Genomic DNA, 16,264 nt, shown 5'->3' on the forward strand with positions numbered 1-16,264 from the left:
CTGGTGCGCTTTCGCGACAGTCTTTCCTCACTCTATTAATCCTGATAGATTTCGATGAAACAAAAGATGTCACTCTCCAAAAACGGTCCGAAAAGAAACGAATTTCCCCGGCCGGGGCACGCCTCCGCGGTGCCGCGTGAACGGATTCGCCTAGTGCGGGATCTACCGATCCGACCGGGGCGACCGGTTCTCTACTGGATGGGCGTCCAGCATCGTTTGAGCTGGAATTTCGCTCTGGATCGGGCGCTCGAAATCGCGGAAGCCTGCCATTCCCCGCATTTGCTGCTTGTGGAGACGCTGGCCCCGTTTCAGCGGTTGACCATCCGGCATTTGCATTTCTGGTGGGATGCTGTCTGCGAGCATGCCAGTGCTCTCTCGGCATGGGGCCGGAATTTCGTCGCAGGCTGTCCCCGAAGCTGGGAAGGCTTCTTGGAGCGACTTGTTGTCGCTGCATCGCACTGCGCGGCTCTCATCGTGGATGAGTTTCCTTATCACGACTACCGACAGCTCCTCAACCAATTGGGCGAGAGAGCACAGTGCCGAGTGGAGGCGGTCGATTCCTGCGGGCTGCTACCCCTTGCGGTTCATCCCAGATGTTTTTCTACCGCCCGAGGTTTCCGCCGCGTCGTCCAGGAACTTCTTCCCCATTGGCTGCGGCAACTCCCTGATCCCAGACCGCTCTCCGATCGATGGCAGCGAACACAACCCATTGGGAACGAGCAGTGGTGGCCGCCGGTTACCCCAGAAGAGGTGCCAGAGTTGTTGGCAGGTTCATCAAGCGTTGATCTTGCGTGGATAGATCACGCCGTACCACCTGTCCGGGAGCGGGGCGGTTCGAAGGCAGCCCATGCCCGCTGGACTTATTTTCTGGCACACAAAATCGAACATTACGACAGCCAGCGCAATCATCCCGATGCCGAAGCGACCAGCGGTTTGTCCAGCTATCTTCACTTCGGAGTGATTTCCCCGCACGAATTGGTTCGCGACATTTTCCACCTCGCAGATGAGCTGGGCCGGTGCAAGAACAACTATCATCGTTTATCAGATGCCGAAAAGCATGCGACGAAAAACTGGTGGGGGCTTCCTTCAGGATTGGCTGAATTCCTGGATCAACTTCTGGTGTGGCGAGAAATTGGGTTCAATTTCTGTGCCTTCCAACGGGAATACAAGTGCTGGAATTCTCTTCCGGAATGGGCGAGGCGGACGCTCACCAAACATCACAGCGACCCCCGCCCCAAAACGTACACCGAGGCACAATTGGCGCATTCTGCTACCGAAGATGTGCTCTGGAACGCAGCCCAAACCGAACTGCGCGAGCACGGACGGATACACAACTATCTGAGGATGCTCTGGGGTAAAAAAATTCTGGAGTGGTCACCCACTCCAGAATCGGCACTTGAGACCATGATCGAGTTAAACGATCGATACGCCCTGGACGGCTGTGATCCTAACTCCTACACGGGAATCTGCTGGATCCTTGGCCGTTATGACCGCCCGTGGGGTCCCGAGAGACCCATTTTCGGCACCGTGCGTTACATGAGTACCGCCAGTGCAATGCGAAAACTTCGCCTCACCGCCTATCTTCAGAAATATGGCTCAGCAACCGGCGGTTGATCCGATGCTCCCCGTCTTTTTGATGACCCGTTCAATCAATCCCACCACCAGACATCGTTGGGCACGTCAACCTTGACGCTCTGTTTGGTTTTCTGGACCTCGCCTTTCTCATCGGGGAGCAGATTTTCAGATTGGAGGGCTTCCTCCGGTTCGATCTGGACCCCGCCACCCACCGGTGTGCTCACGCGGCCAGGCCGTATGACAGCGGTGACAGCCGACTCAGCCATCTTGGGTGCGGGATACACGCGAACGGGGAATTTCTTCTCATCTCGGAAAAATTCCATCTTCCATTGGGCCCGCCCGTAATAGTCCTGCTTCTGCATGTAGGCTGCGACCACCGCCATATCGATGAGGTTTCGCAATTCGGCATACACGGGAACGCGGGCCGCCAATTGCGGGTAGTTCTTGGTGAAACTGGTGGTGAATGCCTTGCTGGCCAGGCTCGCTGCCGAGGCGCTCTTGCGTTCCCCGCTCGCCGTCACAAGTTCGTCTTCGCCCACCAACTTGACCCCTTCACCCACCAGTTCCAACGCCGATCCGTCGTCGGTGACACGCAGGCATTGATAATCGGGAACAAAGTACCACCGGAAAAGTTGATTGGAAGACACCGATGAGGAGAGGGCCCGATCGACGAAACTCACCAATCGGACCGGAGGCCGCTCCAAACCAATTCCGATCAATTTCATCCGATAGTCAGCCTCTACCAAAACATGGGCAAAATGTGTATCCGGCGGCACTCCCATAATCGTGATCTGATGCATACCCAAGCTCTGCTTGACACCCGCTACCATTCTTGCCGCCACTTCTTGCTCCCTTCCGGGCGGGAAAAAGCTCCCCATGCTCCGCAAGAACTCCTGCATCCGCGCGAGTCCTTCCTGAGTCGGATCGATGGAGCAACCGATGACAGCCGGTCCTTCACCATCCGGCGGATACGCCCGCAATGCTGTCACCAGGTCCTGGAGCTGAATCACAGGCCGGCCTGTTGTCAGTCCCACCACATGCCCGGTCGGATCCTCAACCCAACCTTCGGCAGGCCCGGCCAATACAATGTCGCCACTTTCCGGATAAAGGAACACATAGCGAATCCGCTGTAAGCCAGCCAGATACTTCATCTCATCGGACAACGCCCCTTGCTGGCGGATGATCGCCCGTTCCAATCGCGGAAGCGAAACTTTCCGCAATTTGCTGAAGCGGGCAATGTCGGGAGGGAGGGTACTGCGGGCGGCCGCAATCCTGTCCCGCATCATTTGGCCGGTCGGATCAGAAACCACCTGTGTGCGGAGCACACCATCAGGGCTCACGACCACGCCTGCCATGCCGGCGTTCTGATTCTGCTGGGCCAAACTTCTGCCGACGAGCCCACCCCAGGATAGGAGCAGGACAATGCTCAACACCAGGCCTGCACGAAAAGCTGAGCGATACATGAGACTCCTCTCCATCATTAGTGCTAACGCACCCAAAAAGTCGTATCAATCCGGCAAACGATCGGATAACAGCAGCCCAAATGGTTTAGAGACCGCGTTGCCTTGTTTAGTTCCAGAACCCCAAACCGTTCGCCGCGAGTGGCCCTCACCTGGGATCATACTCGATAATAATTGGGCAACATAGGCAAAGCAAGCAAGCGCCGTGGATTTATCCACAGACCGCTCGTTCCGTCGGAAAAACGTCCCCACCCTATTCGCCGCTCCCCCTTCAGACTGATGACTGGACACCTTGTGGCATCCCACGAAACAATAAGAAATTCCGATTCCCAGCGGCGCGGTAACTCTCGAGATAGAGGCGGCGCGGTCTGATGCGGCTGATCATGATTGGTACAGGTCCGTTCGGCGTTCCCACGTTTGAGGAACTCTACCGCACCCATCACTCGGTGGTGTGTTTGGTAACCGCCCCGCTCGTTCGCCGGGGAAAACCAGTTCCTCCCAGTCCGCTCCGGGAAATCGCCCTCGCACACGGCACACCGATTTTCGATCCCGAGGACATCAACGCTCCATCTTCTCGAGAGTTTCTGGCCAGCCAGGACGCCGACTTACTCGTCGTTTGCGACTATGGACAAATTCTAGCCCCTGAGACACTCGCCACAGCGCGATTGGGGGGGATCAACCTCCATGCTTCTTTACTGCCCAAATATCGGGGTGCAGCGCCGATCAATTGGGCCATTTATCACGGTGAAAAAACGACCGGGGTGAGCGTCATCCACATGACCCCGCAGGTCGATGCCGGGCCCATCATAGCCCAGGGCGAGATCGAAATCCTCCCCGATGAAACGGCCCCTCAACTCGAACAGCGGCTCGCCAAGCTGGGCGCCTGGTTTGTTCGCCGAGCCCTGGACAACCTAGAAGCGGGACTCCTGGAGGCCCTGCCCCAGGATCCTCGTCAGGCTTCCCGGGCGCCCCGGCTGAAAAAATCCGATGGTCTAGTGGACTGGACTCGGCCTGCGGATGCCATTCGTAATCAGGTGCGAGCTATGGAACCCTGGCCTAAAACGTTCACCTACTGGCACCGGCCGGACAAGCCCCCACTCCAAATCATTCTGGGCCCTGTTTCCACGACCAGCGAAATCCCGGCGGAAGCCCAGCCTGGGACGGTCGTCAGGGCCGACAAATCAGGGATCGTGGTGGCCGCCGGCCAGGGCGGAGTCGTAATCACACAACTGCAACCCGCGGGGAAACGCATGATGTCGGCCGACGAGTTCCTGCGTGGTTACCGACTCCAACCCGGAGATCGCTTCGGGCCTCCGGAAGAACCTTCCAAACTCACTCCATCCGCCGGCTCAGAAAACACCGCGCAGCATACGGTTGAGGTTGATGAGGGACGTTCAGAAGTCACTTGATGGAGACCTGCTCGACCACCGACTGAAGAGAGGTACGTTCCCAGGTCACCACAGCAGACTGGGGAACGAACTGGACGTGGCCATCGGCGAATAACCAGTTCTCTCCCCTTCCCATGTGGTTCCACGACCGACTCCCACATACGCCGAACACGCGTGCATCACGCCAAATGACCGTGGTGGGAAGACCGCCCACTTCGCCATTAATTTGTGCCGAGGAAGGACTCAAGCAAAGCGGGACACATGCATATCCCCATTGAGCTGCACGGTTGGCGACCTCGGTTGATCCCTGCGCGTCTTGCCCCACTTTTTTCACGGACCAACCCGGACAATACTGCGGCACGTAACCGAAATGTTGCAGGGAAACCAAGGTGACACCGGATGCCGGGACATCTTGCCCACTACTTATCGCGGCCAGACCCACTTCCGGGTAAAGCGTGTGGTAATGACCCAGCGCGGTGTAGAGACGGTGAAGGTTTTCCTGGCAGGCGACAACCTGATGGTGGAATCGAGTCTCCACCAGAGCAGGAAGCAGAAGGGCCGCCAACAAGAAACCGACGACACAACTGGCCAGAAGATCAAGAAGCGACCACGAAGACCGCTCGCCCGCCCAATAGTCGCCCAGCGGTGCCCATTGGAAGCCGAACTTGCCTGAGCGTCGGCCCACTTCGGACGCGCTCCGCGAGCTGGCAGATATCACTGCCGCACCGCCCCGCCCATTTTGCCGAGCCTGGCACTCGCGTTCCCGAGCGACCAGGGCACAGGTACGGGCGACCAAACGGGCCGGTGGTATCCAGTCTTCCCGGGTTTTGTCGAGAACTTCGAAAAACTCCTTTAACTGTCGGACACGCCGCCGTAATCCTGGCCGCTGAGCCAATTCCGCTTCCAGTTGCTCGCGCTCCTCTTCTTCCAGGGCATTGAGGAGGTAGCCGATTAACTGGGCTTCCAGATGGTCAGGCATGGCTTGGCGACTGAGGAAGCTTCAAATGGTGTTCGAGTTTACGAATTGCGGAATGCAGACGACTTTTGACAGTCCCCACCGGAATATTCAGAATCTCCGCGGCCTCTCGGTACTTGAGGCCCTGGTAGTACACCAGAAGGATCACCTCCCGCAGAGCAGCCGGCAACTGTTCCATTGCCTGTCGTACATCCTCTTTACGTTCGCTGAGCTCAAGTCGTTCTCCGGGGTCAAGCTCCGTCCCCTCAACAATGTCCACCAGAGCACCCGATTCATTCTCGGCCAGTTGGCCAAAGGTTCGCTGATCCAAACTCACCAAGCGATGACGCCGGCTCCGGCGCTGTGCATCAATAGCCTGGTTTGTGGCGACTGCATACAACCACGGGCGAAACCGTCGCCCTGCATCAAATTGATGACACTTGCGGTGCACCTGAAGAAAAGTAGCCTGGAAGGCGTCCTCGGCCATTTCCGGATCGCGCAAGTATTGGCACAAGTAATTGAACAATTCGCGTTCGTACCGGCGGACCAGCTCCTCAAATGCCTGCGGAGAACCGGTCATCTGGTACTCGCGAATGAGGTCTTCGTCCGACCACTCCGGCCGGGGAGGCCCTTGACCTTCCCAATCGTGCTGTCCAGCGAGCGCGTCCATTTTCATTACGGCTTTTCGAGAGAATACGTTCGGCAACCGTCCGCGACGGCGGAGAACCGAACGAGCTCGCTTGCGAAATTTTCGGACACAGATCATTGTACACACTCCTGCCAAGAAGCGCTAAGTTCATTTCCGGCGGGCCATTTTTGAGAGGGCTGCCTCTCCTAAAGCAAATGCAGGGCCAATTTGAATGCTGCCTCGCCCGGGAAATCTTAGATGCACAAGCAAGTTATTTCGCAACAATGACTTACGCTAATAACTGAAATTCCGACCAGGCGACCAAAATACAGGTCGGACGGCCGCCAAAAACCTTCCGCCCGCGGTTGCCCACGGAATTCCGTGGGTGTTGCTTGTCGACCGACCCAGGAACGGACCCCCGAAAGAGGGGCACGCGCAAGCTGTTTCGGTTGTTGCGGAGGGGTATTTTATCGACTAAAGTAGTTGCGGCGTTTCCACCAAAGGGACGAGCCTTCCCCAGAAAGCAAATGTTCTTTTAATGGAGGACTTGGAATGCCTGGCCATCAAAACAGAGTGAAGCGCCGCGACTTCCTCAAAACGGCAGGCCTCGGTGTGGCAGCCGGAACTGCGGCCATTCCGGACCTAATCTCACCCCGAGCCCTTGCATCCAACGGCAAGCCCGGCGCGAATGAGCGAATCCGCGTTGCCCATATCGGTATGGGCGGCAGGGGACGAGGGCTGTACGGCGAAATGAGAGGACTCCGGGAAGCCGGCTTGTGTGAGCATGTGGCCGTGTGCGATGTCGATGACAAGCGACTTGAAGAGGCATCCAAGATTGTTGGTCCCCAGGCCGATGTCTACCGCGACTATCGCTACATCCTTGAGCGGAAAGACGTGGATGCCGTGGTGATCGCAACACCTGATCACTGGCACGGCGTGCAATTCGTGCATGCTGCGGAATGTGGCAAACATATCTATTGCGAGAAACCTGCTTGCTGCACCATCGAAGAAGGCAAGGCCATGATCGAGGCGGCCCGGCGGAATAAGATCGCCAGCCAGATTGGGTCGCAGGGCCGGTCGCAACCTGAGGCGTACCTGGCTCATCGATATCTGGTCAATGGGAACATTGGGCGGGTGTATCGCGTCGATTGCTGGCATTACCCGAGCCCCGTCGATAAAAGCCACACCCCCGATTCCGACCCGCCGCCGGAGTTGGATTGGGATTTGTGGCTCGGCCCGCTGCGCTGGCGACCCTACAACAAGCGGTATCTGCACGGGGTCTTTCGCTGGCTATTGGAATCGGGTGGCGGACAGATTCGTGACCGCGGAGCCCATGTCATGAGCTGCGCGATGTGGTGGCTCGGAGCGGATGGTACAGGTCCCGTGGAAGTCGAAGCCACGGGAACTCCCCCTGAAGAAGGTCTTTGGGATTCCTGTGTGGAGATGAAAGTTACCTACGTTTTTAAGAATCCTGACTGGATTCTCACGTGGAACCAGCCTGGCGAACCCGTACCGCCGGAGGAACGCACGGGGAAAGAACCCGGCGGCAAAATCCTCCGGCCGGGCTACGGCGCCGTCTATCGGGGTGAGAAAGGCACCATGGTTCACTGGGGCGGTGATGGGGGGACCTGGGTGGAAAAGAAGGTTCGCGAGTGGGTTCCGCCACCAGGCGCCAAGGATGTCTACAAAAGCCCCGGCCATTTCGAAGACTGGTTCGAAGGTATCCGCATCGGCAAGAAAACGATCATGAACGTTGAAGCTGGTGTGGGAGTCGCCTTCCTCTGCATCCTGGGAAATCTCTCTTACATGCTGGGGCGAAAGCTGCACTGGGATCCAGTCAAACAAGAGATTATCGGTGACGAGCAAGCGCGACGCCTGATGGTGCGTCCCCAACGTCACCCTTACCATCTGTAATCGGAACAGGTGATCAAAAATCACCCTTGGTTTACGACTCGAAAACCAACAGCACAGCGAGAGATAAGGGGAAAGAACAATGGAACAACTGACGGTTGAGAAACTGATTGAGCTGCTCAAATCGTCGGATCCGTTTGTCCGACGTGATGCCTGGCTTGCCGCGGGGCCCCTCGGCGCCAGCGCCCTCCGTCCCCTGGCGGATCTTGCCACTACAGGAGAGCTGGAAATCTCCCGCGCGGCGAACCGTGGTATGTGGCAGATTGTTCGCTACGTCGGAGCGCCCGGACGAGAAGAATTTCGCCGTCCCGTGGTGGAAACCCTTGGCGAAATGGTGGGCGATACTCGGCTTCCCGTTCAGCTCCGACGCGATATCGTATGGATGCTGTCAGAGATCATCAAGGATGAGGAGATCGATCAGGCGTCGGCTTTGCCATTGCTCCTTGATGCCGACCTCGGTGAAGACGTACGGATGGCCTTGCAACGCGTTGCCGGCCCCAACGCAATTGGCGTCCTCAAGGCAGGATTCGCCCAGTCGCAGGGTGAACACAGGACGGCCATCGCCTGCTCACTGCGTAAGTGTGGCATCGCCATTGATGAACCGCCCTGCCCGAAGCTCGTCCCGCGCAAGACCACCGCAGTAAAACCCGTCGGACGTGATGCGTAGGGCGTTTACCCCTGGGTAGGACTTTGCGGACGAGCTACTAGGACGGCCTTGACATCCAAGATGTGGCCGTCTCTTAGAACTTGAAGCGTCACTTCTTTGCCCACCTCACTCATGTTAACAAGCGTGATGAGGTGGGCATCGTTTTCGATGAGCTTGCCATCCATACGTAGGATGATATCGCCAGGCCGGAGCCCTGCTTTGGCGGCCGGCGAGTCGGGCGTGACCGTCACAACCCGCGTCCCCACAAGTTGTTGTAAACCTGCCTGCTGCGCAGCTTGATAATCGAACCGGGCATCTAGTGTGACCCCCAAAAATGCCCGCGTCACGGCTCCCTTTTCCACAAGTTGTTTGGCCGTGAACAGAAATGTATTGATAGGAATCGCGAAGCCCACACCTTCATTCCCGCCGGAACTGCTGGCAATGGCCGTGTTGATGCCAATCACCTCGCCATTGAGGTTGACCAGTGGTCCCCCGCTGTTTCCCGGGTTAATGGCCGCGTCGGTTTGGAGAAAGTCCTGCAGCCGGACGTTGGAGTCACCAAGGTCGAGATCCCGTCGCCCTTTCCCACTGATAATGCCGAACGTAACGGAGTGGCTCAGTCCAAAGGGACTTCCGAATGCCAGCACGAAATCGCCGATCTCCACCTCGTCACTGTTGCCCAACGGGGCCGCAACAACGTCCTCCACACTAACCTCCATCACAGCCACATCCGTTTCCGGATCTGACCAGATTTTTGACGGCTGAATGATACGCCCATCGGCGAGTGAAATCCGCACGTTATCTGGAGATGCCCCGGCGACAACGTGGCGATTGGTAAAGACGCACGTCTTGCCGGCTAATTTGACGATGATGCCGGAACCGGCCTCTTCCACGGGCCGGGCAGCACCATGCTGAAGGGCACGCCGGCCTAGAACCTCTGCTTCGATATGCACCACGGCCGGTCCGATTAGCTTTGCGATGAGACGCGTAGCGTTCGCCTGCGCCTGAAGAATTTTCACCGTGTCGGCCAACTGCTGCTGTAATTCAGCTCGGATCTGCTGATCCACTGGGCCGTAACGATCAACCGCCACAGTGATAGTCCTGACTCGGCCGGTTTCTTGCGCCCGAGCCTGACAAACCACCACGGTCAATGCGACCGCAAATCCAATAAAATTCCAAACGATGTTTTTTCTGATCATCTTACTTATCATTAGATCGGACTCCCGAGTCGATTTCCCGGTTTTCTGTGGGCCACCCTTAAATATACAACGCCCATCGGCGAGAAAATGAGCCTCGCCCGAGAGCTATTCCGATTCAGCGTGGAAAGTGCCATTCTCGGAAAGCGCGTAGGGTAGACGGAGAGTGTGTGCTTGAGACCAAGATAAACTGGGTGTTTAGGAAATCCCCGCAACTGTGCCCACTCGTCCAGGGGAACTTTCCTCGCTGAAATTCGTCAAATCTCAATGAGGGCCAGGGCGCCGGCAATCGTCTGGACAGTGATACCCCCCAAGTATACTAGTCACTTTTCTCAAATATAGTAAACATTGCAAAACTAGAAATTTCACTTGATTCGCAGATGCGTGCCTTGGTAATATGGGTTAGTTAGTGTCGAAGCGCAGTGTGCGTAAACTTAGTTAGATGGGCAGAAAACATTCCGGAACAGAGTTGCAGAGGCTTTAGGAGAAAAACGATGAGAGCGTATCGAGTCCTGGGGTTGTTGGCTTTCGTTTGGGCCCTAAGCTTGTGGGGCAGCCAGATTGCAGACGCGGCAATTGTGTGGGTCAATCCCGACGATTACCCGATAGGATCACAAATAACCCCCCCGTTCGTCACACTCACAGCAGTGCTGGGAAACACCAGTCAGAACCCCCCGGATGGCCGAGTTCTTGCACTGGTGGATGACAAAGGACATTATCCCAGCACGATTCACTTTTTCGGCTGGCATGTTCAGCCACCGGTGAACATCGATCAGGTTGCGTGGCGGGGGAAATGGGCTAACCTCCAGGCCGTTTTCGACAGTCCGGTCTCTTACGTCGCCATGGATTTTTACCGCAACGACTTTTCTGGAGGACCGAGCCCGGATGAGATCGGCTTCATCCTCGCCTTCGATGCCTCGAACAACCTGATCTGGAACGAGTGGGTCTACCTGCAAAACTTCGAAGATTGGAAGACGGTGGAGATTTCCCTTTCCAGCCCGCAAATCAAAAAGGTCGTGGCTGGGGGAGTCTATGTAAGCAAATCCATTGACCAAGATATCCTCATCCGTCGGCTGGGATACAGCATCGAGCCGATCCCGGAACCCTCGGTGCTGGTTCTGTTGGCCGGTGGCGCGGGTGCCTTAGCAATCCTCAGAGGGCGTAAAAGGATTCGGGCTACCTGAAAGAGCTCCATCGGCCTCCGTTAATGCAATTGAGCGAGCCAGGCAAAAAGTAAGCCCAGGGACGATTGACGATCCCTGGGCTTTTTTCATTTCTTTGGCGTGCTCAATCTTCATGGAAGAGAAATGACGATTGAGCTAGGAGACTCATACGCCCATTTTCCGTAGATTTTCCCGGCACTTTCGAATGGCCTCCAACGGTGGCACCGCATAACTTTCCTGCTCGACTATGTACCACTCGGTTCCGCCCTTCGTCTCACAGAAGTGCAGAATCCAATCCCACTTCACCTCACCTTCCCCAATGACAGCCCCCTGCGGTCCCCCGTGCTCTTTCAGGTGAATAGTCTTCGCCCGGCCGGGGAATTTTTCAAGAATTGCATACGGATCCCCGCCACCGCCCAGGCAGTTTCCGATGTCCATTTGCATGACAACGTCGGGAACAGTGTGGCTGAAGAAGATCTCCCACGCCGTTTCGCCATTGAGTTTCTTGAAGTCTCCCCCGTGTGCATGATAGCCCACGAGCATACCTTTTTCCTTCACCTTTTCCGCCAGCTCGTTGAACCGCTTGGCGAATTCGATTGTTTTTTCTTTGCTGGCGGCAAACTCGGCGGGGTTCAGCCACGGGCAGATGAGATACTTGTTGCCAATCATTTGATTGAACTCAATAGTGGCCTCCAGCTTGTCGGGCTGAAGCGTGTCCCAGCCCGTGTGCGTTCCACAGCACTTCAGGCCATTATCATCCAGCCACTTGCGGATCGTTTTGGCGTCATGCCCGTAGTAACCTGCAAATTCGACGCCTTCGTAGCCCATCTCTTTGATGGCCTTGAGGACGCCCGGCAAATCCCTAGCCGCGTCTTGGCGAACGGAATAGAGTTGAACACCGACGGGGATCTTCTTGCGCTCCGATCCTGCAAAGGATACTTTCGTCGCCGCGGCAGTCACGGCGGCTGCAGCGCCTAGCTTAAGGTACTCGCGACGTGTCAGACCCATAGCTGTCTCCTCCTCGCGATTCACCACATCCAACACCTCTTCTTGGTAACGAGTCCAAACGCCCCCTCATCATAACCACATGATGGTTGCATTGGCAAAGGGGGAGCGTCTCAGTGGCTTTCTTTCGGGAATAGCCTCCAGTACAATGCTGTCGCCTGCCGAATCAACACGTGCAACACACTTTTTTACGGGAGACGACGCTATGGCCCACACGCATCCCACCACTGTGTCCCGCCGGAGTTTCTTGACCACGGGTTCCGCCGCAGCCGTCGCCATGTACGTCTCAGCGAAAACGCTGGGACTCGAGCCAGGTCAGCCCTCCGCAAATAACAGGCTGAATGTGGCAGCAGTTGGTGTTGGGGGAATGGGACGACATGATATTGCGCAGGCGGCGAAGACGGAAAACGTGGTAGCCATCTGTGATGTGGACCGCCGGTTTGCAGAGCAGGTGGCCAGCCAGTATCCCGGCGCCAAAATCTATGCAGATTTCCGCAAGATGCTGGAGGAGCAAAAGGACATCGACGCCGTAATGGTGGCGACTCCCGACCACAATCACGCCGTGGTGACGGCCATGGCACTTAAGCTGGGCAAACATGTGTTTTGTCAGAAACCGTTAACCCACAGCGTGGGTGAAGCCCTGGTCATCAAGGACCTGGCTGCCCAGGCCAAGACAGCCACGCAGATGGGAAACCAGGGTCAGGCCTCCGAGGGAGCACGACGCATCTGTGAGTACATCTGGTCCGGGGCAATCGGCAAGGTCCGGGAAATCCATTCCTGGTCCAATCGCCGGCCCGATATTTCCCCACGAGGCATCCCCCGCCCCAAGGAGACGCCACCTGTGCCCGATTACCTGAACTGGGACCTGTGGTTGGGACCCGCCCCGGAACGTCCTTACCATCCGTGCTACCATCCCTTTGCATGGCGGGGTTGGTGGGATTTTGGCACCGGCGTGCTTGGAGACATCGGGTGTCACAATCTTTCCGCGGCATTCAAAGCTTTGAAGCTGAAGTGGCCGGTGTCTGTGGAAGCCTGTTCCACGCATTGGAGCGCCCCGCCAGAAATCACCCGGGAAACAGCGCCCATCGCTTCAATCGTCACCTACGTATTCCCACCGGAAGGAGATCGACCCGAAATCGTGCTGCGATGGTATGATGGCGGAATGATGCCGCCGATCCCTAAGGCGCTGGGCGATCAAAACATCTTTGACGGCGACGGTACACTCATCGTTGGTGACGAGGGGATGTTGTGGGGCGATCGCCTGCTGCCGGAATCCCGCGCCAAAGAAGTGGGGGATCCGCCCAAGATGCTCCCCCGTTCGCCGGGACATTACGAGGAATGGATTCAGGCCTGCAAAGGTGGCCCGGCTCCGGGAAGCAATTTTGTCGACCATGCGGCCCACTTGGCTGCCGTAGTGCTCATGGGCAACATCGCTATCCGCACCCAGAAAAAGCTTTTCTGGGATGCCGAAAAACTGCGGTTTAGCAACTCCGAGGAAGCCAACGCCCTCCTCAATCCACCGTATCGCCAGGGCTGGAGTTTGTAATTTATAATCAAGGTCCAATGACACACCTTGCAACCGGGCGTGGTGCCGGAAAGGTGGCGTTCCACATCCACACAGTGTTGACTCAACTTCTGCACCGAAGGAGAGGTCCCACCATGAGGCCAAATGTCTTGTGCCACTCCCTGCTGGTTCTCTTGCTTTGCACACTGTCTTTCTGGACATCGATTTCCCGGGGAGAAGAAGCAGGGGCGTCAGGAAAGCTTTTCCCGTTTGTTTTGAGCTATGAGCCGACGGAGAGCATTACGAACATTTCAGAATGGCTTGACCGTCCTGCTGGGAAACACGGATTTATCCGGGCAGAGAATGGGCACTTTGTCACAGACGGCGGGCGACTCCGGCTATGGGCCACCAACCTCTGTTTTGAAGCCTGTTTTCCTACCAAGGAAGAGGCGGAACGCCTTGCCAGGCGTCTCGCCAGCCTGGGAATCAACTGTGTGCGAATGCATCACATGGACAATCGTCATATCTGGGGTAAAAGCCCCAACAAACTGACGATTGATCCCGAAATGCTGGACAAGCTGGACTACCTCATTTATCAGTTAAAGCTGCACGGAATCTATACCAACATCAACCTGCACGTGTCTCGTGAGTTTGGCCCCGCCGAGGGCTTTCCCGCCGTGGAGGGCCTGCCCAATTACGACAAGGGGATCGACAACTTTGAACCCCGGATGATTGAGTACCAGAAGAAATATGCCCGGGACTTGCTCACGCACGTCAATCCCTACACTGGCACAGCGTACATCAACGAGCCCGCTATCGCGATGGTCGAGATCAACAATGAAAACGCTGCTTTTGACGAGTACCGCAAAGGAGCGTTCGATCACTTACCCGATCCGTATGCCAGCCAGCTTCGCAGGCTGTGGAACGCCTGGCTGAAAAAGAAATATGGCAGTGACGAGGCCCTCCGCAAGGCCTGGAATGCCCAGCGACAGCCCCTCGGCGAGGAAATCTTGAAAAATCGCGACTTTTCCGGACAGTGGGAAAAGGTATGGAGTCTTCAGCGTGACAATCTCTCGGAGGTCGTCGCCGAGGTTGTCCCAAACGGTTTTCAGGGCAAACCCGCCTTGCGGTTGCGGGTCATCCGCAACGGTCAACAGTCCTGGATTCCCCAGTTGAGCCAGGGTGGTTTCCCAGTCAAGAAGGGCCAGGTGTACACCCTGCGATTCTGGCTCAAAACCGACAAGCCCGGCCGCATCGACGTGAACTGCATGATGAGCCATGATCCATGGGAACGGCTTGGCCTTTCTGCGGATGTTCAGACTTCAACAGAGTGGAAGGAATACCGTCTCAGTTTTGTGGCAGATCGCGATGATCCCAATGCTCGGATCACGTTCAGTCAATTGCGCCCCGGGACGTACGAACTGGCAGATGTGTCGCTTCGGCCTGGTGGGGTCATCGGCCTCGAGGAGGGGCAATCCCTCGTCGATGAGACGGTTCCTATTGTGCCTGCCCGCGGCCCCCAGATGACCGCTGCCGCCCGAGCCGACTTTGCCGACTTCCTGTGGGACCTCGAACGCGACTACTGGTGGGATATGTATCGCTTCCTGAAGGAGGAGCTCAAACTGAAACCGCTCGTGGCAGGAACGCAACTTTCCTACAGTCCGGTTCACATTCAAGCCGGGCTGGATTACATCGACGCCCATGCGTACTGGCAGCATCCCGTTTTTCCCGGCCGACCATGGGATCCCGAAAACTGGTACGTGCGCAATGTGCCCCTGGTCAATCATCCGGGAGGCACGCTTTCCGGACTCGCCAATCGCCGCGTGGACGGTTTTCCGTTCACCGTGAGTGAGTACAACCACCCGGCTCCCAACGAGTATGCAGCGGAAGGGTTTCCCATGATCGCGGCTTTTGGGGCCTTCCAGGATTGGGATGGCATCTTCAGTTTCACATACAGCCACAGTCGAGATTACGAACCACGTAAAATCACAGGTTTCTTCGACATCAAAAGCGAGGTGACCAAACTCGTTCACATGCCTGCGTGCGTCGCGATGTTCTACCGGGGCGATGTGCAACCCGCCAGACAGGCTGTGGTGGTGGGCATGACCCGTGAAAAGGAGCAATCCATCCTCCGGGAGACGCTCAATCCTTGGACGCTCACCGCAGACCGCCTCGGTATTCCTTCCAACTTGAGTTTGCTCCACCGGGTAGCGATGGCATTGAAAGGGCCAGACGAGAGTGTGGAACCACCCACACTATCCGCAGAACAGAAGGTCTTTCTCTCGGACACGCAGCAAATCTGCTGGGATGTCTCTCAGCCCGGCGCCGGTGTGTTTCTGGTCAATTCGCCTAGAACAAAACTCGTGACAGGTTTTCCTGCCGGGAGAACGTTTAATCTGAGTGGCGTTCAGGTCCAGATTGGGAACACAGAACTGGGTTGGGCAACCGTTTCGCTTACGGTGATCAAAGGAGATGGATTCGATCGGCCTGGTCGGATCCTGCTTGCTGCCACGGGCAAGGTCCAGAACACGGGCTGGGACCTTCGTAAAGAGGGCGACCGCGTCACTGTCGGACGCCGCTGGGGCGAAGAACCAATCCTCTGCGAAGGGGTGCCGGCTCGAATTGTGCTGCCGGTTACGGCCAACCGCGTGAGAGTTTATGCACTCGACGAAGCGGGACGACCCAACGGTGCGGTGCCGGTCACAGGGGGTAATCCAGCCGTCGTCGAAATCGGGCCACAGTACAAGACATTGTGGTACGAAATCGAAATTCAATAGCAAATTACTTTCAAACTGTTTGCTACCCGCCGTTGCTCTAGCGGAATGGCGAAGGC

At 56.8% G+C, this 16,264-nt stretch carries 12 protein-coding genes; 7 read left to right on the forward strand and 5 right to left on the reverse strand.

Features of this window, described 5'->3' with window-relative positions; genetic code table 11:
• The first annotated feature begins 66 nt into the window (after positions 1 to 66).
• Positions 67 to 1,614: a deoxyribodipyrimidine photolyase gene (locus ABJK56_RS05255; RefSeq protein ID WP_347243612.1), complete on the forward strand. Its 1,548-nt coding sequence runs from the start codon at positions 67 to 69 to the stop codon at positions 1,612 to 1,614.
• A 35-nt stretch (positions 1,615 to 1,649) separates the two neighbouring features.
• On the opposite strand, the gene ABJK56_RS05260 is transcribed toward ABJK56_RS05255, so the two are convergent.
• On the reverse strand, positions 1,650 to 3,038 hold the full coding sequence (locus ABJK56_RS05260) for a DUF1598 domain-containing protein (RefSeq protein ID WP_347243613.1): 1,389 nt from the start codon (positions 3,036 to 3,038) through the stop codon (positions 1,650 to 1,652).
• 368 nt (positions 3,039 to 3,406) lie between these two features.
• Here ABJK56_RS05260 and fmt point away from each other — a divergent pair, with 368 nt between their 5' ends.
• Positions 3,407 to 4,444, forward strand: coding sequence for a methionyl-tRNA formyltransferase (gene fmt / locus ABJK56_RS05265; RefSeq protein ID WP_347243614.1), 1,038 nt, complete (start codon positions 3,407 to 3,409; stop codon positions 4,442 to 4,444).
• Here the strand turns inward: fmt and ABJK56_RS05270 are convergent.
• Together ABJK56_RS05270 and ABJK56_RS05275 are read right to left on the reverse strand one after the other, a co-directional pair.
• Positions 4,437 to 5,402 (reverse strand): hypothetical protein, encoded by a 966-nt coding sequence (locus ABJK56_RS05270; RefSeq protein WP_347243615.1) that lies wholly within the window; start codon positions 5,400 to 5,402, stop codon positions 4,437 to 4,439. The genes fmt and ABJK56_RS05270 overlap by 8 nt on opposite strands.
• The gene (locus ABJK56_RS05275; protein ID WP_347243616.1) at positions 5,395 to 6,144 is read right to left on the reverse strand and encodes a sigma-70 family RNA polymerase sigma factor; all 750 of its coding nucleotides are present in this window, start codon (positions 6,142 to 6,144) and stop codon (positions 5,395 to 5,397) included. Before ABJK56_RS05275 ends, ABJK56_RS05270 begins: the two co-directional genes overlap by 8 nt.
• A 414-nt stretch (positions 6,145 to 6,558) precedes the next feature.
• Between ABJK56_RS05275 and ABJK56_RS05280 the strand changes: the two genes are divergently transcribed.
• A complete protein-coding gene (locus ABJK56_RS05280; RefSeq protein ID WP_347243617.1) occupies positions 6,559 to 7,920 on the forward strand; it encodes a Gfo/Idh/MocA family oxidoreductase in 1,362 nt (453 codons plus the stop codon).
• A 79-nt stretch (positions 7,921 to 7,999) separates the two neighbouring features.
• Positions 8,000 to 8,584 carry a hypothetical protein gene (locus tag ABJK56_RS05285; protein WP_347243618.1) on the forward strand — a complete coding sequence of 195 codons (585 nt, stop codon included), beginning with the start codon at positions 8,000 to 8,002 and terminating at the stop codon, positions 8,582 to 8,584.
• Positions 8,585 to 8,589: 5 nt separating this feature from the next.
• Here the strand turns inward: ABJK56_RS05285 and ABJK56_RS05290 are convergent, their stop codons facing one another.
• Complete coding sequence (locus ABJK56_RS05290; protein ID WP_347243619.1) at positions 8,590 to 9,762, reverse strand: trypsin-like peptidase domain-containing protein; 1,173 nt, start codon at positions 9,760 to 9,762, stop codon at positions 8,590 to 8,592.
• A 491-nt stretch (positions 9,763 to 10,253) separates the two neighbouring features.
• On the opposite strand from ABJK56_RS05290, the gene ABJK56_RS05295 reads away from it, so the two are divergent.
• A complete protein-coding gene (locus ABJK56_RS05295) occupies positions 10,254 to 10,943 on the forward strand; it encodes a PEP-CTERM sorting domain-containing protein (RefSeq protein WP_347243620.1) in 690 nt (229 codons plus the stop codon).
• 144 nt (positions 10,944 to 11,087) lie between these two features.
• On the opposite strand, the gene ABJK56_RS05300 is transcribed toward ABJK56_RS05295, so the two are convergent.
• Positions 11,088 to 11,930, reverse strand: a complete 843-nt coding sequence (locus ABJK56_RS05300; RefSeq protein ID WP_347243621.1) for a sugar phosphate isomerase/epimerase family protein — start codon at positions 11,928 to 11,930, stop codon at positions 11,088 to 11,090.
• 202 nt (positions 11,931 to 12,132) lie between these two features.
• Here ABJK56_RS05300 and ABJK56_RS05305 point away from each other — a divergent pair, with 202 nt between their 5' ends.
• Both ABJK56_RS05305 and ABJK56_RS05310 read left to right on the forward strand, forming a co-directional pair.
• Positions 12,133 to 13,473 (forward strand): Gfo/Idh/MocA family oxidoreductase, encoded by a 1,341-nt coding sequence (locus ABJK56_RS05305; RefSeq protein WP_347243622.1) that lies wholly within the window; start codon positions 12,133 to 12,135, stop codon positions 13,471 to 13,473.
• A gap of 113 nt (positions 13,474 to 13,586) precedes the next feature.
• Positions 13,587 to 16,208: a carbohydrate binding domain-containing protein gene (locus ABJK56_RS05310; protein ID WP_347243623.1), complete on the forward strand. Its 2,622-nt coding sequence runs from the start codon at positions 13,587 to 13,589 to the stop codon at positions 16,206 to 16,208.
• The last annotated feature ends 56 nt before the right edge of the window (positions 16,209 to 16,264 follow it).

This window comes from Thermogutta sp. (assembly GCF_039793925.1).
Taxonomy (GTDB): domain Bacteria; phylum Planctomycetota; class Planctomycetia; order Pirellulales; family Thermoguttaceae; genus Thermogutta.

Coding starts and splice junctions, on each gene's coding strand:
- ABJK56_RS05300 (WP_347243621.1), bottom strand. CDS start 11,930: ATGGGTCTGACACGTCGCGAGTACCTTAAGCTAGGCGCTGCAGCCGCC.
- fmt (WP_347243614.1), top strand. CDS start 3,407: ATGCGGCTGATCATGATTGGTACAGGTCCGTTCGGCGTTCCCACGTTT.
- ABJK56_RS05285 (WP_347243618.1), top strand. CDS start 8,000: ATGGAACAACTGACGGTTGAGAAACTGATTGAGCTGCTCAAATCGTCG.
- ABJK56_RS05275 (WP_347243616.1), bottom strand. CDS start 6,144: ATGATCTGTGTCCGAAAATTTCGCAAGCGAGCTCGTTCGGTTCTCCGC.
- ABJK56_RS05260 (WP_347243613.1), bottom strand. CDS start 3,038: ATGTATCGCTCAGCTTTTCGTGCAGGCCTGGTGTTGAGCATTGTCCTG.
- ABJK56_RS05255 (WP_347243612.1), top strand. CDS start 67: ATGTCACTCTCCAAAAACGGTCCGAAAAGAAACGAATTTCCCCGGCCG.
- ABJK56_RS05295 (WP_347243620.1), top strand. CDS start 10,254: ATGAGAGCGTATCGAGTCCTGGGGTTGTTGGCTTTCGTTTGGGCCCTA.
- ABJK56_RS05310 (WP_347243623.1), top strand. CDS start 13,587: ATGAGGCCAAATGTCTTGTGCCACTCCCTGCTGGTTCTCTTGCTTTGC.
- ABJK56_RS05305 (WP_347243622.1), top strand. CDS start 12,133: ATGGCCCACACGCATCCCACCACTGTGTCCCGCCGGAGTTTCTTGACC.
- ABJK56_RS05270 (WP_347243615.1), bottom strand. CDS start 5,402: ATGCCTGACCATCTGGAAGCCCAGTTAATCGGCTACCTCCTCAATGCC.
- ABJK56_RS05280 (WP_347243617.1), top strand. CDS start 6,559: ATGCCTGGCCATCAAAACAGAGTGAAGCGCCGCGACTTCCTCAAAACG.
- ABJK56_RS05290 (WP_347243619.1), bottom strand. CDS start 9,762: ATGATCAGAAAAAACATCGTTTGGAATTTTATTGGATTTGCGGTCGCA.